The organism is Streptomyces sp. NPDC015532, assembly GCF_043078065.1.
In the GTDB taxonomy this organism is placed as follows: Bacteria; Actinomycetota; Actinomycetes; order Streptomycetales; family Streptomycetaceae; genus Streptomyces.
This window is the reverse complement of the sequence record NZ_JBIBSY010000010.1, coordinates 99,473-121,906: the sequence shown is the minus strand read 5'-3', so window position 1 is coordinate 121,906 and position 22,434 is coordinate 99,473. Positions and strand designations below refer to the sequence as shown.

At 70.9% G+C, this 22,434-nt stretch carries 21 protein-coding genes; 15 read left to right on the top strand and 6 right to left on the bottom strand.

Features of this window, described 5'->3' with window-relative positions:
* The first annotated feature begins 98 nt into the window (after positions 1-98).
* From bioB to ACF07B_RS27200, 4 genes are all read left to right on the top strand, one after another.
* Entirely contained in the window at positions 99-1,325 is a 1,227-nt protein-coding gene (bioB, locus tag ACF07B_RS27215; protein ID WP_384240003.1) for a biotin synthase BioB, read from the top strand.
* Complete coding sequence (locus ACF07B_RS27210; protein ID WP_392180857.1) at positions 1,318-2,598, top strand: adenosylmethionine--8-amino-7-oxononanoate transaminase; 1,281 nt, start codon at positions 1,318-1,320, stop codon at positions 2,596-2,598. Before bioB ends, ACF07B_RS27210 begins: the two co-directional genes overlap by 8 nt.
* Before the next feature lies 1 nt (position 2,599).
* Complete coding sequence (gene bioD, locus ACF07B_RS27205; protein ID WP_384240005.1) at positions 2,600-3,319, top strand: dethiobiotin synthase; 720 nt, start codon at positions 2,600-2,602, stop codon at positions 3,317-3,319.
* Positions 3,320-3,712: 393 nt separating this feature from the next.
* The gene (locus tag ACF07B_RS27200) at positions 3,713-4,402 is read left to right on the top strand and encodes a class I SAM-dependent methyltransferase (protein WP_392180856.1); all 690 of its coding nucleotides are present in this window, start codon (positions 3,713-3,715) and stop codon (positions 4,400-4,402) included.
* A 109-nt stretch (positions 4,403-4,511) separates the two neighbouring features.
* Here ACF07B_RS27200 and ACF07B_RS27195 read toward each other — a convergent pair whose 3' ends face one another.
* On the bottom strand, positions 4,512-4,886 hold the full coding sequence (locus ACF07B_RS27195) for a fic family toxin-antitoxin system, toxin component (RefSeq protein ID WP_384240466.1): 375 nt from the start codon (positions 4,884-4,886) through the stop codon (positions 4,512-4,514).
* Between the two features lie 4 nt (positions 4,887-4,890).
* Complete coding sequence (locus ACF07B_RS27190) at positions 4,891-5,130, bottom strand: toxin-antitoxin system HicB family antitoxin (RefSeq protein ID WP_326789120.1); 240 nt, start codon at positions 5,128-5,130, stop codon at positions 4,891-4,893.
* 249 nt (positions 5,131-5,379) lie between these two features.
* Between ACF07B_RS27190 and ACF07B_RS27185 the strand changes: the two genes are divergently transcribed.
* The 7 genes from ACF07B_RS27185 to ACF07B_RS27155 all read left to right on the top strand — a co-directional run bounded on the left by ACF07B_RS27185 (position 5,380) and on the right by ACF07B_RS27155 (position 14,361).
* On the top strand, positions 5,380-6,336 hold the full coding sequence (locus ACF07B_RS27185; RefSeq protein ID WP_392180855.1) for an ABC transporter ATP-binding protein: 957 nt from the start codon (positions 5,380-5,382) through the stop codon (positions 6,334-6,336).
* A gap of 7 nt (positions 6,337-6,343) precedes the next feature.
* Complete coding sequence (locus tag ACF07B_RS27180; RefSeq protein WP_392180854.1) at positions 6,344-8,908, top strand: ABC transporter permease; 2,565 nt, start codon at positions 6,344-6,346, stop codon at positions 8,906-8,908.
* Between the two features lie 445 nt (positions 8,909-9,353).
* Positions 9,354-10,271, top strand: coding sequence for an LLM class F420-dependent oxidoreductase (locus ACF07B_RS27175; protein WP_392180853.1), 918 nt, complete (start codon positions 9,354-9,356; stop codon positions 10,269-10,271).
* Positions 10,272-10,328: 57 nt separating this feature from the next.
* On the top strand, positions 10,329-10,754 hold the full coding sequence (locus tag ACF07B_RS27170) for a GNAT family N-acetyltransferase (RefSeq protein ID WP_392180852.1): 426 nt from the start codon (positions 10,329-10,331) through the stop codon (positions 10,752-10,754).
* 275 nt (positions 10,755-11,029) lie between these two features.
* Entirely contained in the window at positions 11,030-12,355 is a 1,326-nt protein-coding gene (locus ACF07B_RS27165; protein WP_384240475.1) for a hemolysin family protein, read from the top strand.
* Positions 12,352-13,365 carry a hemolysin family protein gene (locus tag ACF07B_RS27160; RefSeq protein WP_392180851.1) on the top strand — a complete coding sequence of 338 codons (1,014 nt, stop codon included), beginning with the start codon at positions 12,352-12,354 and terminating at the stop codon, positions 13,363-13,365. The genes ACF07B_RS27165 and ACF07B_RS27160 overlap by 4 nt, the downstream gene beginning before the upstream one ends.
* Before the next feature lie 198 nt (positions 13,366-13,563).
* Positions 13,564-14,361: an SGNH/GDSL hydrolase family protein gene (locus ACF07B_RS27155; protein WP_392180850.1), complete on the top strand. Its 798-nt coding sequence runs from the start codon at positions 13,564-13,566 to the stop codon at positions 14,359-14,361.
* 741 nt (positions 14,362-15,102) lie between these two features.
* Here the strand turns inward: ACF07B_RS27155 and ACF07B_RS27150 are convergent.
* Positions 15,103-16,332, bottom strand: a complete 1,230-nt coding sequence (locus ACF07B_RS27150) for a BN159_2729 family protein (protein ID WP_392180849.1) — start codon at positions 16,330-16,332, stop codon at positions 15,103-15,105.
* A complete protein-coding gene (locus ACF07B_RS27145; RefSeq protein WP_369484674.1) occupies positions 16,329-16,910 on the bottom strand; it encodes an RNA polymerase sigma factor in 582 nt (193 codons plus the stop codon). Before ACF07B_RS27145 ends, ACF07B_RS27150 begins: the two co-directional genes overlap by 4 nt.
* 418 nt (positions 16,911-17,328) lie before the next feature.
* Between ACF07B_RS27145 and ACF07B_RS27140 the strand changes: the two genes are divergently transcribed.
* The 4 genes from ACF07B_RS27140 (at position 17,329) to ACF07B_RS27125 (ending at position 21,078) form a co-directional block, all read left to right on the top strand.
* Entirely contained in the window at positions 17,329-17,805 is a 477-nt protein-coding gene (locus ACF07B_RS27140; RefSeq protein WP_392180848.1) for a transcriptional regulator, read from the top strand.
* Between the two features lie 210 nt (positions 17,806-18,015).
* On the top strand, positions 18,016-18,387 hold the full coding sequence (locus tag ACF07B_RS27135) for a hypothetical protein (RefSeq protein WP_362400850.1): 372 nt from the start codon (positions 18,016-18,018) through the stop codon (positions 18,385-18,387).
* Positions 18,388-18,671: 284 nt separating this feature from the next.
* Positions 18,672-20,114: an adenylosuccinate lyase gene (gene purB / locus ACF07B_RS27130; RefSeq protein WP_392180847.1), complete on the top strand. Its 1,443-nt coding sequence runs from the start codon at positions 18,672-18,674 to the stop codon at positions 20,112-20,114.
* 148 nt (positions 20,115-20,262) lie between these two features.
* Entirely contained in the window at positions 20,263-21,078 is an 816-nt protein-coding gene (locus ACF07B_RS27125) for a nucleotidyltransferase domain-containing protein (protein ID WP_392180846.1), read from the top strand.
* A 116-nt stretch (positions 21,079-21,194) separates the two neighbouring features.
* Here the strand turns inward: ACF07B_RS27125 and ACF07B_RS27120 are convergent, their stop codons facing one another.
* The gene (locus tag ACF07B_RS27120; RefSeq protein ID WP_392180845.1) at positions 21,195-21,650 is read right to left on the bottom strand and encodes a hypothetical protein; all 456 of its coding nucleotides are present in this window, start codon (positions 21,648-21,650) and stop codon (positions 21,195-21,197) included.
* Positions 21,651-21,708: 58 nt separating this feature from the next.
* Positions 21,709-22,434 carry an ABC transporter permease subunit gene (locus ACF07B_RS27115; protein ID WP_392180844.1) on the bottom strand — a complete coding sequence of 242 codons (726 nt, stop codon included), beginning with the start codon at positions 22,432-22,434 and terminating at the stop codon, positions 21,709-21,711.

Below are 22,434 nucleotides of genomic sequence, written 5' to 3'. Positions count from 1 at the left end.
CGCGGGCCCATGATGTGGCAATACCCACACGTCGAACCATCTCTGTTGTGCAAACTCTCCTTGGCCGGGAGCGGTCGCATAGGCCAGGATCGGACCTCATGGACCTGCTGAACACGCTGGTGGACAAGGGGCTTCGGCGCGAGCTGCCGACCCGCGACGAGGCGCTGGCCGTACTGGCCACCTCCGACGACGACGTACTCGATGTGGTGGCCGCGGCCGGCAAGGTGCGCCGTCACTGGTTCGGGCGACGGGTGAAACTGAACTATCTCGTCAACCTGAAGTCGGGCCTGTGTCCGGAGGACTGCTCGTACTGCTCGCAGCGTCTCGGTTCCACGGCCGGCATCCTCAAGTACAGCTGGCTCAAGCCCGAGGAGGCCTCCCGGGCCGCGGCGGCCGGGCTGGCCGGTGGCGCCAAACGGGTCTGCCTGGTGGCCAGCGGGCGCGGCCCGACGGACCGTGACGTGGACCGGGTCTCCGACACGATCAAGGCGATCAAGGACCAGAACGAGGGCGTCGAGGTGTGCGCCTGCCTCGGCCTGCTCTCCGACGGTCAGGCCGAGCGGCTGCGCGCGGCGGGCGCCGACGCCTACAACCACAACCTGAACACGTCCGAGGGAACGTACGGGGAGATCACGACCACCCACACGTACGCCGATCGGGTGGAAACCGTCCAGAAGGCGCACGCGGCTGGGCTGTCCGCCTGCTCGGGCCTGATCGCGGGCATGGGCGAGTCGGACGAGGACCTCGTGGACGTCGTGTACGCGCTGCGCGAGCTCGACCCCGACTCCGTTCCGGTGAATTTCCTGATCCCCTTCGAGGGAACCCCGCTCGCCAAGGAGTGGAACCTCACCCCGCAGCGCTGTCTGCGGATCCTCGCCATGGTCCGCTTCGTGTGCCCGGACGTCGAGGTCCGGATCGCCGGCGGCCGAGAGGTGCATCTGCGCACGCTCCAGCCGCTCGCCCTGCACCTCGCCAACTCGATCTTCCTCGGTGACTACCTCACCAGCGAGGGCCAGGCGGGCAAGACCGACCTGGAGATGATCGCGGACGCCGGCTTCGAGGTGGAGAACGCGGGCGAGGTGACGCTGCCCGAGCACCGTGCGCCGTCGGACGGCGGCTGCGGCTCGCACGCGGAGGCCGGGTGCGGATCCGGTGCCGCCGCCGGATGCGGATCGCACGCCGAGGCGGGCTGCGGGTCCCACGAGGGCGGTGGCGTCTGCGGCTCCGCGCCCGCGGCTCCGGCCGAAGCGCCCGCCGACGCCCGTACGGACCTGGTCTCCGTGCGTCGCCGCGGTGCCGGAACGGATCTCGCGCCCAATGCCTGAGCTGTCCGCGCGGGAACTGCTCGACCTCGACCGGCGGCATGTCTGGCATCCGTACGGGCCGATGCCCGGCCGCCAGGAGCCGCTGGTCGTGGAGTCCGCGAGCGGGGTCCGGCTGCGGCTGGCCGGCGGCACGGACGAACTGATCGACGGCATGTCGTCCTGGTGGTCGGCCATCCACGGCTACAACCACCCGGTCCTGAACGACGCGGTACGCGGCCAGCTGGAGCGGATGAGCCATGTGATGTTCGGCGGGCTCACCCACGAGCCCGCCGTCCGGCTGGCGAAGCGGCTGGTCGACATCTCGCCGGAGGGTCTGGAGCACGTCTTCCTCGCCGACTCCGGCTCGGTCTCGGTCGAGGTCGCCGTCAAGATGTGCCTCCAGCACTGGCGCTCGCTCGGCCGTCCGGGCAAGCAGCGGTTGCTGACCTGGCGGGGCGGCTATCACGGGGACACCTGGCAGCCCATGTCGGTGTGCGACCCCGAGGGCGGGATGCACGAGCTGTGGCAGGGCGTGCTCCAGCGCCAGGTCTTCGCCGACGTGCCGCCGGCCGGGTACGAGGAGTCGTACGCGGACCATCTGCGCGAGCTGATCGGGCGGCACGCCGACGAGCTCGCGGCCGTCATCGTGGAGCCGGTGGTGCAGGGCGCGGGCGGGATGCGCTTCCACTCCCCCGCGTATCTGCGGGTGCTGCGCGAGGCCTGCGACGAAAACGACGTCCTGCTGGTGTTCGACGAGATCGCGACGGGTTTCGGCCGTACGGGTGAGCTGTTCGCGGCGGACCACGCGGGTGTGACGCCGGACGTGATGTGTGTCGGCAAGGCACTGACCGGCGGTTATCTGACGATGGCGGCGACGCTGTGCACCTCGCGGGTGGCCGAAGGCATCTCGCGCGGTGAGGTCCCGGTGCTCGCGCACGGCCCGACCTTCATGGGCAATCCGCTCGCCGCCGCGGTGGCGTGCGCCTCGGTCGACCTGCTGCTCGGCCAGGACTGGCGGACCGAGGTGAAGCGGATCGAGGCCGGTCTGCGGGAGGGCCTCGCGGAGGCCGCGTCGCTGCCGGGCGTCCGGGACGTGCGCGTGCTCGGCGCGATCGGAGTCGTCCAGCTCGACCACGAGGTGGACATGCAGGCGGCGACGGCGGCCGCGGTCCGCGAGGGCGTGTGGCTGCGGCCGTTCCGCGACCTCGTCTACACGATGCCGCCGTACGTCACCGGCGACACGGACCTGGCACGGATCGCCCGCGCGGTGTGCGCGGCGGCGCGGGAGGGCTGAGATGACGGTACTGGTGATCACGGGTACGGGCACGGAGGTGGGCAAGACGGTCGTCACCGCCGCCGTCGCCGCCACGGCTCTCGCGGCCGGGCGGTCCGTGGCCGTCCTGAAGCCCGCGCAGACGGGTGTACGACCGGACGAACGCGGCGACGCGGACGAGGTGGCCCGGCTCGCCGGTGCCGTCACGACCCTCGAACTGGGCCGCTATCCCGACCCGTTGGCCCCCGCGACGGCCGCCCGGCGCGCCGGACTGTCGGCCGTGTCCCCGCAGTCGGCGGCGGAGGCCGCGGCCAAGCTCGCCACCGAGCACGATCTGGTGCTGGTCGAGGGCGCGGGCGGTCTGCTCGTCCGGCTGGACCACGAGGACGGGACGCTCGCGGACGTGGCCCGGCTGCTGGACGCACCCGTGCTGGTCGTCGCTTCCGCGGGGCTGGGCACGCTCAACACGACGGAACTGACGGCCCGTGAACTCCGCCTGCGGGAACTGGAGTTCGCGGGGGTGGTGATCGGGAGCTGGCCGGACTCACCCGATCTGGCGATGCGGTGCAATCTCGCGGACCTCCCGGCCGTGTCCGGGGCGCCCCTTCTGGGCGCGGTCCCGGCGGGCGCGGGTGGCCTCGCGCCCGCGGACTTCCGTGCCGGAGCGCCGAGTTGGCTGGATCACCGGCTGGGCGGACGCTGGAACGCCGGGGTCTTCACGGCGGCGCACACACCAGCCTGAGCCGGCCACCGCACGTCCCTGTCCCGGGCGGCAGGTGGCACGTGGAGGCGCCAAGTGCCGGGTGCCGGGCCGCGTGCCGGGCCGCGTGCCGGGTGGCAGGTGATCTGCCACCCGGCACCCGCTAACCCTCCACCCCTGCCACCCCCTCCACCCGTCACCCCGTCACCCCGTCACCCCGTCACCCCGTCACCCCGTCATCTGTACGGCACCGTCCGCGACACGCCGCCCACGGCCCGCGTCCGGCAGCGGTCACCGGTGATCCCGCGACCGCCGCGGGATCGGCCCTGACCGGATCCCGCGCGGGTGAACCCGCCTCGCGCGGGACGCGCGGCGCGTGCGGCGGACGTCCCGGGGGGACAATCCCGGTGAACCCTGTCTCCCGGGAGGTCCGCAATGCCGTTCAAACCGCTCCGGTCGGCCGGCCCCGGCAAGGTCTCCGCGGACGCCGTGCACCATCCGGCGTTCGCCCGCTTCTACGCCCGTTTCAGCACCGGCGCCGAGACCCGGATGGGGATCGGCCGGGTGCGCGAACGGCTGCTCGTCGGACTGTCCGGTCGGGTGATCGAGATCGGCGCGGGCAACGGCCTGAACTTCGCCCACTATCCGGGCACCGTGTCGGAGGTCGTCGCCATCGAACCCGAGCGGCTGCTGCGGCAGCTGGCGGTCGAGGCGGCGCTGCGCTGCGAGGTGCCCGTCGATGTGGCGCCGGGTGCCGCGGAGGCCCTGCCGGTCAAGAGCGAGGCGTACGACGCCGCCGTGCTCTCGCTGGTGCTGTGCAGCGTGCGGGACGTGCCGAGGGCGCTCGCCGAGGTGCGGCGGGTGCTGCGCCCGGGCGGCACGGTGCGGTTCTTCGAGCACGGCCGGGGCGGCGGACGGGTCATGGGGTCCGTCCAGCGGGGTCTGGACGCCACGGTGTGGCCGCGGCTGTGCGGCGGCTGTCACGTGGCCCGGGACCCGATCGCCGCCCTGCGTGAGGCGGGGTTCGAACTGGGCCCGTACCGGCGGCTGTTGATGCCCGAGAAGGGACCACGCCTGCCCACGTCGTACTGCGTCCTGGGCACGGCCCGTCGCCCGCTCGACTGACGAGCGCGCCCCGGCGCCCCGGACCTGTCGTCGGGGACACGCGGCGGGACGCGGGGCAGTGCACCCCGGCGCCACCCGACCTGGACGACAGACCCTCGCGCCGCTGGTGTCACAGACTCCAGCGGCGCAGTTCGTGGGCGATGTCGTGCACGCTGGCCTCGCCGTTCTTCACCAGACGGGCCAGTTCACGCACTTGTTCGGGCGAGGTCACGACCTTCAGGCCGCTGGCGACGAGATAGGCGTAGGCGACGGCCGAGGCGAACATCGCGTTGGAGCGTTCGAGCGCCGGGACGTGCAGCAGGAGTTGGAGGAGAGCGGCGGCGCGGGCGTGCGGGCTGTCGTAGACGGGAATGCCGAGGATCTCCGCCTCGTGCCGGCTGACCGCGGCGACGAGGGATCCCCAATCGGTGACCTGGGGGTCTCCGGGTGTCTTCTGTTCGGCGATCATGAGAAGCCAGGCAAGATCGACTCTGAGGCTGCTCAAGGGATCAACGACGACCTTCGCTGGTGCCTTCGCGGTCCGCGCCGAACTCCTCGACGAAGACGGACTCGTACTGCTTCATGAAATCGGCGGCGGCTTCCACGAAGGTGTGGCCCACCTCCCCGGTGTCCTGCCGGACCAGTTCCTCGATATAGCGGTTCACGCTCATCCCCCGTTCCAGGGCACGCTCCCGGGCGGCTCTCGCGGTGCCTTCGTCCACCCGGACGTTCAGCTGAGTCTTCGCCATCCTTCGAAGCTAGCGCGAAATCGCTAGCACGGGCAAGAGGGCCTGGTCCAGGGTAGGGAGCCAAGGTGCGGGCCCTGACGGAAACCGGGGTGGAGGGCCGCGGTGGAGATTGCCCCTTACATCGATATCAGGGGCACACCTTGGGACGGAGACCATGCGGCACCTAGGGGGGATACCGAGTGTGCCCCCGATCACACTACGCTCGGGCCGGACGAGGAGTCCGGACCATCCATCACAGAGGAGGCGGTCTTGTCCACAGCTGCTGCGGAGCAGATTCCGGGCCGCGCGGAGGGGGACGGGATCGCCGCCCGCGCCCGCGGCCTGACCAAGGCGTACGGTTCCGGCGAGACCACCGTACTGGCCCTCGACTCGGTCGACGTGGACATCGCGCGCGGCCGGTTCACGGCCGTCATGGGCCCCTCGGGCTCCGGGAAGTCCACGCTCATGCACTGCCTGGCGGGCCTGGACACCGTCTCGGCCGGACAGGTGTGGCTGGGCGACACCGAGATCACCGGGCTGAAGGACCGCGAGCTGACCCGGCTGCGACGGGACCGGATCGGCTTCATGTTCCAGTCGTTCAACCTGATCCCCACCCTGAACGCGGCCGAGAACATCACGCTGCCCATGGACATCGCGGGTCAGAAGCCCGACCAGAAGTGGCTCGACCAGGTCATCGACACCCTCGGGCTGCGCGACCGGCTCAAGCACCGGCCCGCCCAGCTCTCCGGAGGACAGCAGCAGCGCGTCGCCTGTGCGCGGGCGCTCGCCTCCCGACCCGAGCTGATCTTCGCCGACGAGCCGACCGGCAACCTGGACTCGCGGGCCGGCCTCGAAGTCCTGGGATTCCTGCGTGAGGCCGTGGACGACCTGGGCCAGACCGTCGTCATGGTCACGCACGACCCCGGTGCCGCCGCCCACTCCGACCTGGTGCTCTTCCTCGCGGACGGGCGGATCGTGGACGAGATGGAGCGGCCCACGGCGGACGCCGTACTGGAGCGGATGAAGCGTTTCGACACGGTTCGGGTGACCTTCGACGGCGAGCGCGGCGGACCCGGTGAAGCCGCGTCCGAGGGCGCCGCGGGTCTTGCGGCAGGCGTCCACGGCGCGGGGGACACGGCTCCCGCCGCAGCCGACACGGCCCACGGCAGCCCCGGCGGCAGCGCTCCCGGCGGTGCCTCCGGTGACGTAACCCCCGACAAGGACTGAGGCGGTCGTGCTCAAGGCGACACTGCGAAGCTTTCTCGCGCACAAAGGTCGACTGCTGCTGTCGGCCCTGGCCATCGTGCTGTCCGTGGCCTTCGTCGCGGGCAGTCTCATCTTCTCGGACACGGTGACCCGTACGTTCGACCGACTCTTCGCCTCCACCTCGGCCGATGTGACCGTGCAGCCGAAGAACGACCTGACGTCCCAACTGCCCACCGGCGCCGCCGAGACCGTTCCCGCCTCCCTCGCGGACCGGCTCGCCGGGGTCGAAGGAGTCGCCGCCACCCATGTGGACGCGTCGGTGGAGAACGCCCCGGTCGTCGACAGCGCGAACAAGTCGGTCGGACCGACGACCGGCGCCCCCACCATCGTCACCAACTGGGAGATCACCGAACGCAGTCCGGTGAAGCTGACCTCCGGACACGCACCGCACGGCAGCCATGAGGCACTGCTCGACGCGGACACCGCCGACAAGAAGCACCTCGGCATCGGCGACACCCTCACGGTGCAGGCACAGCCCGGCTCCTTCAAGGTGGACATCGTCGGGATCGCCACCTTCACCACCACCAACCCCGGTGCCGCGCTGATCTTCCTCGACACCCCGACCGCGCAGTCGAAGCTGCTCGGCCGCTCCGACGCCGCCACGAGCATCTCCGTCGACGCCGCGCCGGGTGTCGGCGACGCGACGCTCAAGCAGCGCGTCTCCGCCGAACTCGGCGGCGGACCCTACGACGTGAAGACCGCCGAGGAGCAGGCGAAGTCCTCCGCGGAGGCGCTCGGCGGATTCCTCGACGTCATCAAGTACGTGATGCTCGGCTTCGCCGGGATCGCGGTGCTCGTCGGCATATTCCTCATCGTCAACACCTTCTCGATGCTGATCGCCCAGCGCACCCGGGAACTCGGGCTGCTGCGGGCTCTGGGAGCCGACCGGCGTCAGGTCCGCCGGTCGGTGCTCACCGAGGCGCTGCTCCTCGGCCTGGTCGGTTCGACCCTCGGCCTCGCGGCCGGGATCGGGCTGGCGATCGGGCTGATCAAGCTGATGACCGCCTTCGGCATGAACCTCAAGTCCACGGAGATGGTGATCGGTTGGCCGACCCCCGTGGCGGCGTACGTGGTCGGGGTCGGCGTCACGTACGTCGCGGCCTATCTGCCGGCCAGGCGTGCGGCGGGCGTCTCCCCCATGGCGGCCCTCTCGGACGCCGAAATCGCGGGCGTGGGAAGGCCGTTGCGGGTACGGGCCGTGGTGGGCGGGGTCGTCGGCGCGGCCGGGGCCGCGGCCCTCGCGGGATGCGCGGCCTCGAACACGACCTCGTCCGCGGCCTCACTGCTGGGACTCGGTGTCGTCCTGACACTGATCGCCACGGTGATCGCCGGGCCGCTGCTCGTCCGCCCGGTGATCCGCGTCCTCGGCGGCGCGTTCCCGGCGATCTTCGGCCCGGTGGGCCGGATGAGCCAGCGCAACGCGCTGCGCAATCCTCGGCGTACCGGTGCCACCGCCGCCGCCCTGATGGTCGGTCTCGCCCTGGTCGGCGGAATGTCCGTGGCCAGCGCGTCCATGAGCAAGTCCTTCGACCAGCAGATCGACAAAACCCTCGGCGCCGACTTCGTGCTCCAGAACGCGAATTTCGTCCCGTTCTCGCACGAGGTCACGGACAAGGTGCGCGCCACCGACGGGGTCGGACTCGTCGTCAGGCAGCGGTTCACCCCGGTCGCGGTCAAGCTGCCCGACGGCAAGCGGGTGGAGACGACCGCCGCGGCCTACGATCCGCGGCTCGACGACGTCGCCCACATCACGTACGCGCGGGGTGACACGGCGGCGGCGCTCGGCGAGGGCCGCATGGCCATGGACGTGCAGTTCGCGAAGGACCACGACGTGCGGGTCGGCAGCACGATCCCCGTCGAGTTCCCCGCCGGCCGCACCACCGAACTGACGGTGGGCGCGCTCACCGACCAGGGAGGCGGAGGGTTCGGGACGCAGGGCGGACTCGTCTTCGGCTTCGGCACGATCGAGAAGTACGTGCCCGGCGGGCAGGACTCGGCGCTGTACGTGAACGCGGCCCCGGGCACCGCCCCGGACCGGCTGCGCCCCCGGCTGGAGAAGACCCTGGAGCCGTATCCCCAGGTCCAGGTCCGCGACCAGGCCGACTACAAGAAGCTCGTCCACGACCAGATCGCCGTCCTGCTGTACCTCGTGTACGCGCTGCTCGGGCTCGCGATCGTCATCGCCGTGCTCGGTGTGGTCAACACCCTCGCCCTGTCCGTCGTGGAGCGCACCCGTGAGATCGGGCTGCTGCGCGCCATCGGACTCGGCCGGCGCCAGCTGCGCCGGATGATCCGTCTGGAGTCCGTGGTGATCGCCGTGTTCGGCGCGATCCTCGGGCTGGCGCTGGGGATCATCTGGGGCGTCTGCGTGCAGCAGGTGCTCGCGCTCCAGGGCATGGAGGCGCTCGCCATCCCCTGGACGACGATCGTCGCGGTCGTGATCGGCTCGGCCGTCGTCGGAATCGTCGCGGCGCTGCTTCCGGCTCTGCGCGCGTCGCGCATGAATGTGCTCGCCGCCATCGCGCACGAGTGACCACGCCCTCTCCCCGGTCCACCAGGACCGGGGCACGACCACCGACCCGCCCCGCTTCCCGGTCCCCCAGGACCGGGGACCAACACCGACTCGCCCTCTCCCCGGTCCACCAGGGCCGATGACCGACCACCCGCTCGCACAGGTCCAGCAGGGTCCGGGGGCGGGCGACCCGCTCACACCGTTTCCCGGTCCGCCAAGGTCCGGGAAGCGGACCATCCACTCACACTGCCTCCCGTCCACCGGGGCCGACGACCGACCCTCCGCTCGCACGGGTCCACCAAGGTCCTGGAGGCGGACCACCCGCTCGCACCGGTTCCCGGTCCACCAAGGTCCCGGAAGCGGACCACCCGCTCGTACCGGTTCCCGGGCCGTCTGATGCCGGGACCGGCCCATGCTCGCCCGGTCCGCACGGCCCGGGCGAGTCCCTCCGAGGAAGGGACGGCTCATGTCGCGCCCGTTCCGTTTCGGTGTCAGCCTCATCGCCCCGGCGACCGCCACCGGGTGGGCCGCCAAGTGCCGTCGCGCCGAGGAACTCGGCTACGACGTGATCACCGTGGCGGACCATCTGGGCATGCCCGCCCCCTTCCCCTCGCTGGTCGCCGCGGCGGCGGTGACCCAACGGCCCCGGCTCGGCACGTTCGTGCTCAACGCGGCCTTCTGGAACCCCGTGCTGCTGGCCCGTGAGGTGGCCACCACGGACGCGCTGACGGGCGGCCGTCTCGAACTCGGCCTCGGCACCGGATACGTACCGGCCGAACACGAGACGGCGGGTCTGCCCTTCGGCACCCCGCGCGAGCGGGTCGATCATCTCCTGCGCACGGTCGAGGAGTTGGAGCACCGACTGGGCGCGGACGGACTCTCCGACGGCACTCCGTGGCCGGGCGGGAAGGCGCCTGAGCAACCGAGCGGCGGGCCGTCGCGGGTACCCCTGCTGATCGGGGCCAACGGCGACCGGATGCTCGGTATCGCCGCGGAACACGCGGACATCGCGGCGTTCACGGGAGCGCGCACCGGACGGAACGGCACGCTGGAACCGCTCACGGCCACCGAGCTCGACGGACGGGTCGCGCTCCACCGGAAGGCGTCCGCCGCCCGCGAGGAACCCGCCGAGCTCAACCTGCTGATCCAGATCGTCGCCGTCACCGACGACCGCGCCGCCGCGGTCCGGCCGTGGCTGCCCCGGCTCCCGCATCTGACCGAGCGGGAGGTGCTGGAGCTGCCCATCGTCCTGATCGGCGCTGTGGACCAGCTCGTCGACCAGGTCCGCGAGCTGCGGGAGCGCTACGGGTTCTCGTATCTGACGGTGCTGGAGCCGAACCTGGAGGCCTTCGCTCCCGTGGTCCGCGAACTGAGCGGCCGATGATCGTCCGCATGACGGAAACGCCGTTCCGGCACCCTGTCGGCGTGATGGGATCGGACCATGACCGACTTGCGGATACGGGCCGCCCGGCCCGAGGACCTCGACGCCGTGCTCGCCTTCTGGAAGGTGGCCGCCGAGGGCACCAGCATCAGTGACGACCTCGGCGGCATGGAGGGGCTCGTCACCCGGGACCCCGGGGCGCTCCTGCTCGCGGAGCACACCGGGGAGCTGGTGGGCACGGTGATCGCCGGCTTCGACGGCTGGCGCTGTCACCTGTACCGGCTGGCGGTCCATCCGGGCCGGCGGCGCCTCGGCATCGGCTCCGCGCTGCTCGCCGCGGCGGAGGAGCGCTTCGTCCGGCTCGGGGGACGGCGCGGGGACGCCATGGTCCTGGAACGGAACGAGACCGCCCACCATGCCTGGCGGGCCGCCGGGTATACGCCGGAGGAACACTGGCGGCGCTGGGTGAAGCCGCTCACCGACTAGCCAGGACTCCTGGTCGTCGTCGGGGGCGGTCGCCCGCCGGGAATTGGTCGCTCCCCCGAACCCGGCGGGGGCGGCCGGCACCGGTCGGGCGTCACCACCCGGGAAGGTCACTTTGCCGATCCTTTACTCTTGTTGGACCAACGTACCTTCGACGAAAGGCGTGAGCGTCCATCCATGGGCGAGCCTCCCCGTACCCGCGGCCGTGATGCGCACGGCGGCCCGGGACATCGCGCGATCCCCCGGTCCCTGGCCGATCATGGGACGGAGGTGACCCGATGACCGAAGTGTTCCTCCTGCTGGTCGCAGTTCTGCTGTCGCTGGCCTGCGGCGGCTTCGTGGCGGCCGAGTTCTCCCTGACCACCGTCGAGCGCAGCGAGCTGGAACGCGCCGTGGAGCGCGGCGAGCGCGGCGCCTCCGGAGCCCTCAAGGCCGTACGGAACCTCACCTTCCAGCTCTCCGGGGCCCAGCTGGGCATCACCGTGACGAACCTTGTGGTCGGCATGCTCTCCGAGTCGTCGATCGCCAAGCTCATCGCGGGCCCCCTGGAGTCACTGGGTGTCCCGCCCTCCGCGTCGAACTCGGTGGCGCTGATCATCGGTACGGCGCTGTCGACCGTCTTCCTGATGGTCGTCGGCGAGCTGGTGCCCAAGAACTGGGCGATCTCCTCGCCGCTGGCCGTGGCCAAGCGGGTGGCGACGCCGCAGCGCTGGTTCAGCGCGGCGTTCCGCCCCTTCATCGCCCATCTCAACAACACCGCGAACCACGTCGTACGCCGCTTCGGCCTCGAACCCGCCGAGGAGCTGGCCTCCGCCCGCGGGCCCCAGGAGCTGGTGGCGCTCGCCCGGCACTCCGCCAAGGAGGGCGCCCTGGAGCCGGACACCGCCGAGCTGTTCGTGCGCACCCTGAACCTCGCCGACCTCACCGCGGAGAACGTGATGACACCGCGCGTCCAGGTCATCGCGCTGGACGTCCAGGCGACCTGCGAGGACGTGGCCAACGCGACCCGGGCGACCGGACTCTCGCGCTTCCCCGTCTACCAGGAAACCCTCGACGAGGTCGTCGGCGTCGCGCACATCAGGGACGTGCTGACCGTGCCCGCCGCGAACCGGACCCAGACTCCCGTCTCGCAGATCATGCGCGAGCCGCTGCTCGTACCGGAGTCGCTGACCGTCGACAGACTCCTGGACCGGCTGGCCGGCAAGCGCACGATGGCCGTCGTCATCGACGAATACGGCGGTACGGCGGGCGTCGCCACCCTGGAGGACATCGTCGAGGAGGTCGTCGGCGAGGTACGCGACGAGCACGACCCGCACGAGACGCCCGACCTCGCCCCGGTCGGCACGGACGCCGAGGGCCGGGCGCTGTACTCGGCCGACGGGTTCGCCCGTACCGACCAGCTCGCCCGGGTCGGACTGCGGGTGCCCGACGGACCGTACGAGACCCTGGCCGGTTTCATCGCGACCGAGCTCGGCCGGATCCCCGCCGAGGGCGACAGCGTCGTGGCCGACGACTGGCGGCTCGATGTCGTGGACGCCTCGGGGCGGCGGGCCTCACGGGTGCTGCTGCACGCCCCGCACGACGCCGAGGAGAGCACGCGATGACCGTCGTACAACTGCTGATCGGACTCGCGACCCTCGTCGTGAACGCCTTCTTCGTCGGTGCCGAGTTCGGGCTGATCTCGGTGCGCCGCAGCCAGATCGAACCGCACGCCGAGCGGGGCGACCGGCGTGCGCGGAGCGTTCTGTGGGGCCTCGAACACGTCTCGGCACTGCTCGCGACCGCGCAGCTCGGCATCACGCTGTGCACCCTGGTGCTCGGCATCGTGGCCGAACCGGCCATCGCCCACCTGCTGGAGCCGGTGTTCCACGCGGTGGGCGTCCCCTCCGGCGCGGGCCACGTGGTCTCCTTCGTCATCGCGCTCACCCTGGCGACGTATCTGCACATGCTGCTCGGTGAGATGGTGCCGAAGAACGTGGCACTCGCGGAGCCCGTCCGCACGGCACTGGTGCTCGGACCGCCGCTGGTCGCGCTCTCCCGCGCGCTGCGCCCGGTGATCTTCGCGGTCAACGCCTTCTCCAACGGGCTGCTGAAGCTGCTGCGGGTCGAGACGAAGGACGAGGTCGCGGCGACCTTCTCCGACGATGAACTCGCCCGCCTGGTCAAGGACTCCAGTGCGGCGGGGCTCATCGACCACCGTGCCCAGGAGCGGCTGCGTGACGCCCTGGAGCTGGGCCGCCGCCCGGTGCACGACGTCGTGCTCCCGGTGGAACGCGTCGTCTACGCGCGCGTGGGCGTCACTCCGGAGGAGCTGGAGCGGTTGTCCGCCGAGTCGGGGTTCTCCCGCTTCCCGGTCGTGGACGAGGGGCGCCGGATCGTCGGTTATCTGCACGTCAAGGACGCGCTGGACGCGGTCCCTCGCGAGGTGCCGTTCCGCGTGGAGGACATGCGGCACATCGCCCGCGTCCGCGAGAGCACCCCGCTGGACGACGTCCTGACCGCGATGCGCCGCAGTCGTACGCATCTCGCGGCGGTCATGGGCAGCGACGGGCGGCTCACGGGACTGGTGACGATGGAGGACGTCCTGAGAGAACTGTTCGGACAGCCGGCGTAGGCGGGACGCCCGGGCTCCGGTGCGGGAGAGCGGCGGGAACCCGGGGCCCGCTCGGCGCCAGGGTCACTCCCGGTCGACGCCGGGGCCACCCCCGGTCCACGCCGAGGTCACCCCGGGTCGACGCCGGGGTCACCCCCGCTCCGGTGGGACGGTCCGACCGACCGACGGGTATGTATTCGGGTTACCATCTTTCTCGCCATGCAGATAAATGCCTCATACACCAGCCTCGTCGCGGTCGGCGACTCCTTCACCGAGGGCATGTCGGACCTGTTGCCCGACGGTTCCTACCGAGGATGGGCCGACCTCCTCGCGGCCCGGATGGCCGCCCGGACGCCCGGTTTCCGCTACGCCAACCTCGCGGTGCGCGGCAAGCTGATCGGGCAGATCGTCGACGAGCAGGTGGCCGTGGCCGCCGCCATGCGCCCCGATGTCATCACGCTGGTGGGCGGTCTCAACGACACCCTGCGGCCCAAGGTCGACATGGGACGCGTCCGCGGTCTCCTGGAGGAGGCCGTGGAGCGGCTCGCCCCGGCCTGCGAGCAGCTCGTCCTGATGCGCAGCCCCGGCCGCAACGGTCCGGTCCTCGAACGCTTCCGGCCCCGCATGGAGGAGCTCTTCACCATCGTCGACGCCCTCGCCGAGCGGCACGGCGCTCTGGTGGTCGACCTCTACGGAGCCCCCTCGCTCGCCGACCCCCGCTCCTGGGACGTCGACCGGCTGCACCTGACCGCGGATGGACACCGCCGGGTCGCGGAAGCCGTGTGGCAGACGCTCGGACACGAAGCCGAGGACCCGGAGTGGCACGTCCCGTCGGCGCCCTCCGCGCCTCCCGGCTGGGCCTCCCGCCGCACCGCCGACGCCCGCTTCGCCCGGCAGCATCTGCTGCCGTGGATCGGGCGACGGCTGACAGGGCGCTCCTCCGGCGACGGACGGCCGGCGAAGCGGCCTGAGCTGCTGCCCTACGAGGATCACGTCACGGGCGGCCACGGCGGCTGAGTCCACGATCCACCGGGACGCCCCGGGCACCGCGACCCCTGTCACCCGCCGGCGGACCCGAACAGGGTGACCGCGAAGGCTGGGCCGAGCGCCGGGCGGGCGGCTTCCGCCGTGCCGCTCTCGCGAGTGACACGGCGGCCCATGCTCCGCATAGGGGAGAACGCTACCGGTTCACCCCGCGACCGCCACAGGGCGCACAGGGGGCGCTCGACAGCGTGGGAGCACCGTGGACGCGCCTGGGACTACGGCCGGGCCCGGCGCGTACGCCGGGCCCCGCCGACGGCCCCTCCAGCTTTGCGGAGCATGGAGAGGAGCCGTCTCGCCACCCTGGAGGGGATGGCAAGTAACAGGCCAGCCGGGAGTTCCCGCTGGAATCAGCATCCAAGCACTCAAGCGTGGGCCTGAGAAGTACGCCCCAGAGCACCGCCCGGCGAACTTGCCGGCACCTGTCCATGGGCGTGGCCGGGGCAAAGGCACGTGCGTACCTTTTGGCACCGACACGCCACCGGTGGACCGATCAGGGCCGATGTGCCCCATCGGCACCCTTGCGACGGACTGTCGGCAGGGTGGGAAACCAGCCATACCGAGCAACCTCGCCTGCAACAGGCCAGGGTCGCTCTGCGCCAGGTGCATTACACGGACGGTGAGCATGTGTGGACGCGTCGCCCCGGTTCGCCTCATGCAGAGGCGCGGTGCACCAGGAGTGAGAAACAGCCAGCCGGAACGGCGCCCCGGCTGCGGTCACGCGATGTCCCCGGCGATTCCGCCGGAGGGCAGGGGGGTCGCCGTCAGCGGGCCGTGCGCCATGACGATGGACGCGAGCGGATAGGGGGGACCGTCCGTACCGCGCAGGACCAGCAGGGGCATCCCCCGTTCGTCCTGGCGCCGGCCGAGCGACAGCCAGATGCGGTCGGCGCGGTCGACCTGCCCCACCCCGAGGTCGTAGATCCGCCCCCAGAGGAAGAAGGGATCGGCGGCCGTGTCGCTCGCCTCCTGGAGGAGTTCGGGGACACCGTGCGCGGTGAGGTGGACGGCGACTCCGTCGAGCGTCCCCGCGGCCACCTGAGCGTGCCCGGCCGTCCTGGTCCGGACGTTTCGGGGAGCACCGATCGCGTCGAGCCAATACTCCCAGTCGTCCAGACAGGTGGCCTTGATCGCCACCGTCACCCGCTCGCCGTCCGCCGTGATCTGCATGGCTTCCAGGCGGGCGAGGTGGTCGGACTGAAGGCTCGCTGCGACGGAGACCGCGCGGGCGGAGGCGCTGCCCCATCCGACCGGGCGCGACCGCGCGGAGGCCGGCCGCACCCGCGGGACCTGGCCCTCGACGCGTTGCGGCACCGATGCCGGCCCGTGCTCCGCCATGGCCCGTCCGGCACCGCGGTCGGCGAGATGCAGGACGATCGCACCCCGTGCGGGCGGCACGAGCGGCGAGGCGACGGAAGCCCGGTCGTGCCGCGGCTCGGGGTCCCCGCCACCGGAAACCGGCTCGCCGCGGTCCGGCACGGACGCGGGAGCGCGATCGTGCCGCGGCTCGGACTCATCGCCCGCGGGAACAGCTTCCCCGACGTCCGGTCCGGGCGCCGGGGCACGGTCGTGCCGTGGCTCGGCACCGTCGGCGACGACCTCTCGCGACTCGCGGTCAGGGACGGACGCCGGCGCACGCTCGTGCCTCGGCTCGACGTCGTCGCCGGGGATCAGTCCCTTGCGGTTGAGCGCGGTGGCGATCCGCATCGCGACCTCGCTCGGGTAGCCGCAGTCCTCGACGATCGTGTCGACGGCCGCGTGATAGGCCTCGGGACAGTTCTGCCCCGCCTCGACCTGCGTCCGCAGCCGTTCGAGAACACCTGCCCCGCCCGCTTCCACCAGACGCCCCTGCGCCTCCAGATCGGCAACGAACTCCCGGGCGAAAGCACTGAGTTGCTCGGCCAGATTGGCTTCGACGGCGGAACGGATCCCAGGCACGGTGGTCATGCCGCCACCCCCAGATACTCGCTGCGCAGCTTGGCCAGAGCCCGGAACTGCAGGGTCTTCACCGCGCCTTCGGACCGTGACATCTGACGTGCCGTCTCCAGCACCGAGAACTCCATGAGGAACCGGCGTGTGAGGACCTCGCGTTGGGGCGGCCGCAGTTGCTCCAGAGCCCGGCGCAGCAACTCCTCGTCCAGACTGATCAATACGGTGTCCTCGGTGCTGACCGTGAGATCCTCGTCGAAGCCGAGCATGTCCTCTACGACGAACTCGCGCCGCTGGGCACTCTTGCAATGGTCGATGACCTTGTTCCGGGCGATGGTGATCAGCCACCCCACGAAGCCGATGCCGCGGTACGTGAAAGTCTCGCGTTTCATCCAGGCGTTGAGAAAGGTCTCGCCGGTGATGTCCTCGGCGACCTGCCGATTGCGTACACGGCGCTGTACGTAGGCCAGGACCGCGGGGTGATGCAGAGCGTAGAGCTCCCCGAACGCGTCCCGGTCACCCGCGAGCGCACGGGCGATAAGGGCCGGTTCTCTGGTGTCGAACCGCGGTGGGGCGGCGTTAGCCTCGGCGATCAAGGCCTACTCCGTTCATGAGTGGATGAACTGTGGTGGGCATGTGCTGCGACGGTCCGCTCCGGCCATGGCCGGGCTCGGGCGCCGGATGACCGGGTCGTCGTGTCCGAAGGTTTCGAGGCGTCCCCCGCAGATGCCTCGCAGCTCCGGAGCCTGGTCGAGCCGATGCCGAGGCGGTGCAATCAGGGTCCCCTCAAAGGGACTTGCATACGTGCGACTAACTCACAGTCATGCAACATATGCAACTTGCGTACACGTGCGCAAGTTGCTTCGCCGGTATCACGACGAGACTTTTTGGTGGGAACTGGAGTGCGAGGCGTCCCCCTTGGCCTGGCATGACACATAAACGCCTACTGACCTGCGAAGATGCACGCATGCAAGTCGCGTGCAACTTGCATACACGCGCGCTACTCTCCGGAACATGCGGAGCATGGAAGAGTCCCCCCACGAGTCCCGCGGTGAGCGACAAGCTCTCGCAAGGAGGGTGGGCGAGTACCTCACAAATGCCGCGACAGCGGCCGGGTACGACGTACGCCCACGAGCCGGTGGCCGGGCTCAGCTGGCCATCGCGATTGGAGTGAGCCTGACGACGATCAGCAGAACACTGGAAGGCAGGACCCTCCCCCTTCCCTCGCAACTGACGACATGGGCGTCAGTACTTGGCCTCGACCAGCGAGAGATGTTGGTGAACAGCGGCATGCTTCCGCCGGAACACGGGCCTCAGCCCGCGGTGCGGAGGGTAGCCTCAGTAACACTCACCCCGGAGGAGGCCATGGACGCATGGGGAATCACTGATCTCAGAATCCGCACATTGCTCAGCGGGAACATCGTCCAAGCTATCGAGCTCCAGAAGGATCTCGACGCCGACGACAGCCGGGGGGCCACTGCAAGGGGGTAACGAAACGTGGCGTACAGACTGGCATCCGCGTCCACCGCCAGCTGCACAGCCGGCTGGGCATTCGTGGGCGCGGGTGTCTGGCACCATACATGGGAGTTGGCGACCGTCGGGATCGGCCTGTTAACCATGGGCGTGGCCGGGGCACTTGCGGCCGTACTCCGTCACACGGTGACGCAGGTCGACGCCCGCACCCGACATGATCTCAGCGTCATGGCTGAGCACAGACGCCGCCTCGAACTGGACATGCACAAGCGCGAGCTGGACCTCGCCCAGCGAGAGAAAGCCATGGCCCGCAGGGCCACCGTCACCGCCATCAGACTCGGCAGTCATGCCAGAGCCCTCGACGAGGCGCGGAACGCGAACACGGCACTCCGCGCCAAGAACTCCCAGCTCATGCAGGAGATCGAGGAAGTCAACGACGAGCGCAACCAGCTGATCACGGCAGAGCTCACCTTCGCCCACGACCGGTTCACCTCAAAGACGTACGGGGGTCTGCGCGCTGTCGTCGGCAGCGAGCAGCCCCACCCCGATCCCCACGCACAGGCCGGTTACGGAAGCCGTCCCCCGCGTTCCGGGTCCTGAGCACCGCCCTGCGAAAACGTTCCACCGAACCATCCACCCATCCATACGGTGAACAACTCCCCTCTGTTCAAAGGAGTTGAGCGTCAATCCGCCGGAGTCACCGGCGGACGCAGGAGCGACGACGTGGTCTGCGATGCGCGCCGAGCGCGACACCTCCGTCCCGTCCCCGCACCTCTCACGCACGCCCCGGTCCGCCGGGGGGTGCCGCTCCGCCGCGACCTGCGCATCCGGGACGCCTCGGACATATCAGGAGTCACGCCGGACAGCCGGTATGCTCCATGCACGTGACTGCCGCGCCTGCAAAGCCCCGAATCCCCAACGTCCTCGCCGGACGTTACGCCTCCGCCGAGCTCGCCACTCTCTGGTCCCCCGAGCAGAAGGTCAAGCTGGAGCGTCAGCTCTGGCTCGCCGTGCTGCGGGCCCAGAAGGACCTCGGGATCGAGGTGCCGGACGCCGCCGTCGCCGACTACGAGCGCGTCCTCGACCAGGTCGACCTCGCCTCCATCGCCGAGCGCGAGAAGGTCACCCGGCACGACGTGAAGGCGCGGATCGAGGAGTTCAACGACCTCGCCGGCCACGAGCACGTGCACAAGGGCATGACGTCCCGCGACCTCACCGAGAACGTCGAACAGCTGCAGATCCGGCTCTCCCTCGAACTGATGCGCGACCGTACGGTGGCGGTCCTCGCCCGGCTGGCCAAGCTCGCCGGCGAGTACGCCGAGCTCGTCATGGCCGGCCGCTCGCACAACGTGGCCGCACAGGCCACCACTCTGGGCAAGCGCTTCGCGACCGCCGCGGACGAGATGCTCGTCGCGTACGGCCGCCTCGAGGAGCTGCTCGCCCGCTACCCGCTGCGCGGCATCAAGGGCCCGGTCGGCACGGCCCAGGACATGCTCGACCTGCTGGGCGGCGACGCGGCCAAGCTCGCGGACCTGGAGCGGCGGATCGCCGGGCACCTCGGCTTCACGCAGGCCTTCACCTCCGTGGGCCAGGTCTACCCGCGCTCCCTGGACTACGACGTCGTGACCGCGCTGGTGCAGCTCGCCGCCGCCCCGTCCTCGACCGCCAAGACGATCCGGCTCATGGCCGGGCACGAGCTGGTCACCGAGGGCTTCAAGCCCGGCCAGGTCGGCTCCTCCGCGATGCCGCACAAGATGAACACCCGCTCCTGCGAGCGCGTCAACGGTCTGATGGTCATCCTGCGCGGCTACGCGTCGATGACCGGCGAACTGGCCGGCGACCAGTGGAACGAGGGCGACGTGTCCTGTTCGGTGGTGCGCCGGGTCGCGCTGCCGGACGCGTTCTTCGCGCTGGACGGTCTGCTGGAGACCTTCCTGACCGTCCTCGACGAGTTCGGCGCCTTCCCGGCCGTCGTCGCCCGCGAGCTGGACCGCTACCTGCCGTTCCTCGCGACGACCAAGGTCCTCATGGGCGCCGTGCGCGCCGGTGTCGGCCGTGAGGTCGCCCACGAGGCGATCAAGGAGAACGCCGTCGCCTCCGCCCTGGCCATGCGCGAGCAGGGCGCCGAGCGCAACGAGCTGCTCGACAAGCTCGCCGCGGACGAGCGGATCCCGCTGGACCGTGCGCGGCTCGACGAGCTGATGGCCGACAAGCTGTCCTTCACGGGAGCGGCGGCCGACCAGGTGGCCGTCGTCGTCGCCCGCGTCGAGGAGATCGTGAAGCAGCACCCGGAGGCCGCGGGCTACACGCCCGGGTCGATCCTCTGACCCACCTCGCTCGAGCGGACCTGGAGGCCGCCCGCGACCGGCTGCTCGTACCGATGCCGTCGCGGTCGGCCTCTCGGCGTTCTCCGGTGATGTGGAGCGGCGAGGAAACAGGTCGCGGACGGAAACGCGCCTCGGCAGAATCCGGGGTATGGAGCGACTGACGGAGATCGCGAACCGGTTGGCCGAGGTCGACGGCGTCGTCGGTGTGTGTCTGGGCGGCAGCCGGGCCGGCGGCACGCACGCTCCTGACTCCGACTTCGATCTGGGCCTCTACTACCGGCCGCCGCTGGACACCGCGGCTCTGCGCCGGCTCGCGGCCCGACTGGCCGGTGGCCCGGTGGAGGTGACCGAGCCGGGCGGCTGGGGGCCGTGGGTGGACGGGGGCGGCTGGCTGACCGTCGACGGTCACCGGGTCGACTGGATCTACCGTGACCTGGACCGCGTCCACCGCGTCTGGCGGCAGTGCCTCGCCGGGCGGTTCGAGATCGGTGCCCAGCCAGGACATCCCCTGGGTGTGTACTCCCACGCCTACGCCGGTGAGCTGGCCGTCGGACAGATCCTCGCCGACCCCCGCAGTGAGCTTCGGAGCCTGCGGGAGCGGACGCGCCACTACCCCGAGCCGCTGCGCGATGCGCTCATGGACAACGCGCGATGGGAGGCACCGTTCATCCTCACGGGCGCCCGCAAGGGGGCTGTGCGCGGCGATGTCTTCTACGTCTCCGGCTGCCTCTTCCGTGCGGTCGGACTGCTCACGCATGCCCTCCATGCCCAGGCCCGGCACTGGGTGCTCAACGAGAAGGGGGCGGTCCGGGCGGCGGGAGAACTCGCGGTCGCCCCACCGGAGTTCGCCGGACGGACCCACACCCTGTTCTCCGCGCTCGGTACCACCCCGGAGACACTGGCCGCCGCGCTCGACGACGCCGACAGCCTGGTCGCCGAGGTGTGCGGTCGCCTCGACACCTGATCGGGTCCCGAACGGGACGGTCTCCGCTTCTCCGTGTCACGCCGGTCACGCCGGTCACGCCGGTCACGCCGACGCGATCACGACCTCGGAGCAGGTCCGCCTCCGCGCTCACCGCGTCAGGGCGGGTCCGTCTCCGTGATCAGCGCCAGCAGCCTGAACTCCTGGCCCTCGCCGAGCCGGGAGATGCCGAGTGCGACCCAGCGGCCGGTGGCGTCCGCCCGCCACACCTGCGCGTTCCTCATGTGCGAACCGAGGGAGGCCCAGGGCTCGGGTATGCGCTCGTCGCCCTGCTGTGCGCGCAGGAACAGCCCGTCGAGACCTATCCAGTGCGGCTCCCCCCACCGGTCCGCGAGCCGCTGCGCGAGAGCCTCCCGTTGCGCCTCGTACTGCTCGGCCGCTTCCCGTTCGCCGTGCGGCTCCCCCGCGAAACCGCCGCTCCGCTCCAACTCGACCACATGGAAACCGGGTTCCCCGGGAGCGCCGTACGACCCGGCCACCGACCCACCGTGCACCGTGGGGAAATCCTCGGCGCACAGCCGGTCGATCGTGGCGAGATGCTGCGCGATGGTCATGACGTCCAGTAAAGCCGCCACCACTGACAATTGGTGAGGCGTCAGGAAGCCAGTGCGCTCATGCGTCCCTGCGCCGGACGCACCACGCCCCCGCGCCCAGGGCCGCGGCGGTCCACAGGGCCGTCACGGCGAGCCCGCTCCAGGGTCCCAGAGCGCCGTCCCACGACGCGTGCAGGACCGTCTGTCCGGCCTTGTCCGGCAGAAAGTCCGCCACGCCCGCCGAGGCTCCCCCCACGACGAAGGACACGATCAGGAGGAACGGGATCAGGATGCTCAGCGTGGCGACCCCGCTGCGCAGGACGGCCGCCAGACCCGCCGCGAACAGGGCCATCAAGCACAGGTAGACGGCGCAGCCGACCACGCCCCTGAGCTCCGCCGTCCAGGTCAGGGCGTCGGCACGGGAACCGAGCACGGACGTCCCGACGACCAGACTGAGAACCCCCGTGACCAGGCCGATCCCCAGGGCCGGTACGGCGATCGCCACCGTCTTCGCCAGGAACCAGCGTCCCCGGTCGGGAACCGCCGCCAGCGAGACGCGGAGCGCGCCGCCCTGGTATTCGGCCGAGACAGCCTGGGCTCCGAAGGTGATGGCCGCGATCTGGCCGAAACTGACACCGAAGAAGGTCGAGAAGAGCGGGTCGAAGTCCGCGTCGCCGGAGTCGTCGAGTCCGGCGAGCGCCGAGAACGCGACCGTGGCCAGGAGGACGGCGAGCAGTCCCCAGGTGAGCGAGCGCAACGTCCGGATCTTGATCCATTCCGCGCGGAGCACGGGTGCGAAGGACAT

Bases quoted from the DNA above. Each gene is read 5' to 3' on its own strand.
- bioB (WP_384240003.1), top strand. From the start codon at position 99: ATGGACCTGCTGAACACGCTGGTGGACAAGGGGCTTCGGCGCGAGCTG.
- ACF07B_RS27210 (WP_392180857.1), top strand. From the start codon at position 1,318: ATGCCTGAGCTGTCCGCGCGGGAACTGCTCGACCTCGACCGGCGGCAT.
- bioD (WP_384240005.1), top strand. From the start codon at position 2,600: ATGACGGTACTGGTGATCACGGGTACGGGCACGGAGGTGGGCAAGACG.
- ACF07B_RS27200 (WP_392180856.1), top strand. From the start codon at position 3,713: ATGCCGTTCAAACCGCTCCGGTCGGCCGGCCCCGGCAAGGTCTCCGCG.
- ACF07B_RS27190 (WP_326789120.1), bottom strand. From the start codon at position 5,130: ATGGCGAAGACTCAGCTGAACGTCCGGGTGGACGAAGGCACCGCGAGA.
- ACF07B_RS27175 (WP_392180853.1), top strand. From the start codon at position 9,354: ATGTCGCGCCCGTTCCGTTTCGGTGTCAGCCTCATCGCCCCGGCGACC.
- ACF07B_RS27170 (WP_392180852.1), top strand. From the start codon at position 10,329: ATGACCGACTTGCGGATACGGGCCGCCCGGCCCGAGGACCTCGACGCC.
- ACF07B_RS27165 (WP_384240475.1), top strand. From the start codon at position 11,030: ATGACCGAAGTGTTCCTCCTGCTGGTCGCAGTTCTGCTGTCGCTGGCC.
- ACF07B_RS27160 (WP_392180851.1), top strand. From the start codon at position 12,352: ATGACCGTCGTACAACTGCTGATCGGACTCGCGACCCTCGTCGTGAAC.
- ACF07B_RS27155 (WP_392180850.1), top strand. From the start codon at position 13,564: ATGCAGATAAATGCCTCATACACCAGCCTCGTCGCGGTCGGCGACTCC.
- ACF07B_RS27150 (WP_392180849.1), bottom strand. From the start codon at position 16,332: ATGACCACCGTGCCTGGGATCCGTTCCGCCGTCGAAGCCAATCTGGCC.
- ACF07B_RS27140 (WP_392180848.1), top strand. From the start codon at position 17,329: ATGCGGAGCATGGAAGAGTCCCCCCACGAGTCCCGCGGTGAGCGACAA.
- ACF07B_RS27135 (WP_362400850.1), top strand. From the start codon at position 18,016: ATGGCTGAGCACAGACGCCGCCTCGAACTGGACATGCACAAGCGCGAG.
- ACF07B_RS27125 (WP_392180846.1), top strand. From the start codon at position 20,263: ATGGAGCGACTGACGGAGATCGCGAACCGGTTGGCCGAGGTCGACGGC.
- ACF07B_RS27120 (WP_392180845.1), bottom strand. From the start codon at position 21,650: ATGACCATCGCGCAGCATCTCGCCACGATCGACCGGCTGTGCGCCGAG.
- ACF07B_RS27115 (WP_392180844.1), bottom strand. From the start codon at position 22,434: ATGTCCTTCGCACCCGTGCTCCGCGCGGAATGGATCAAGATCCGGACG.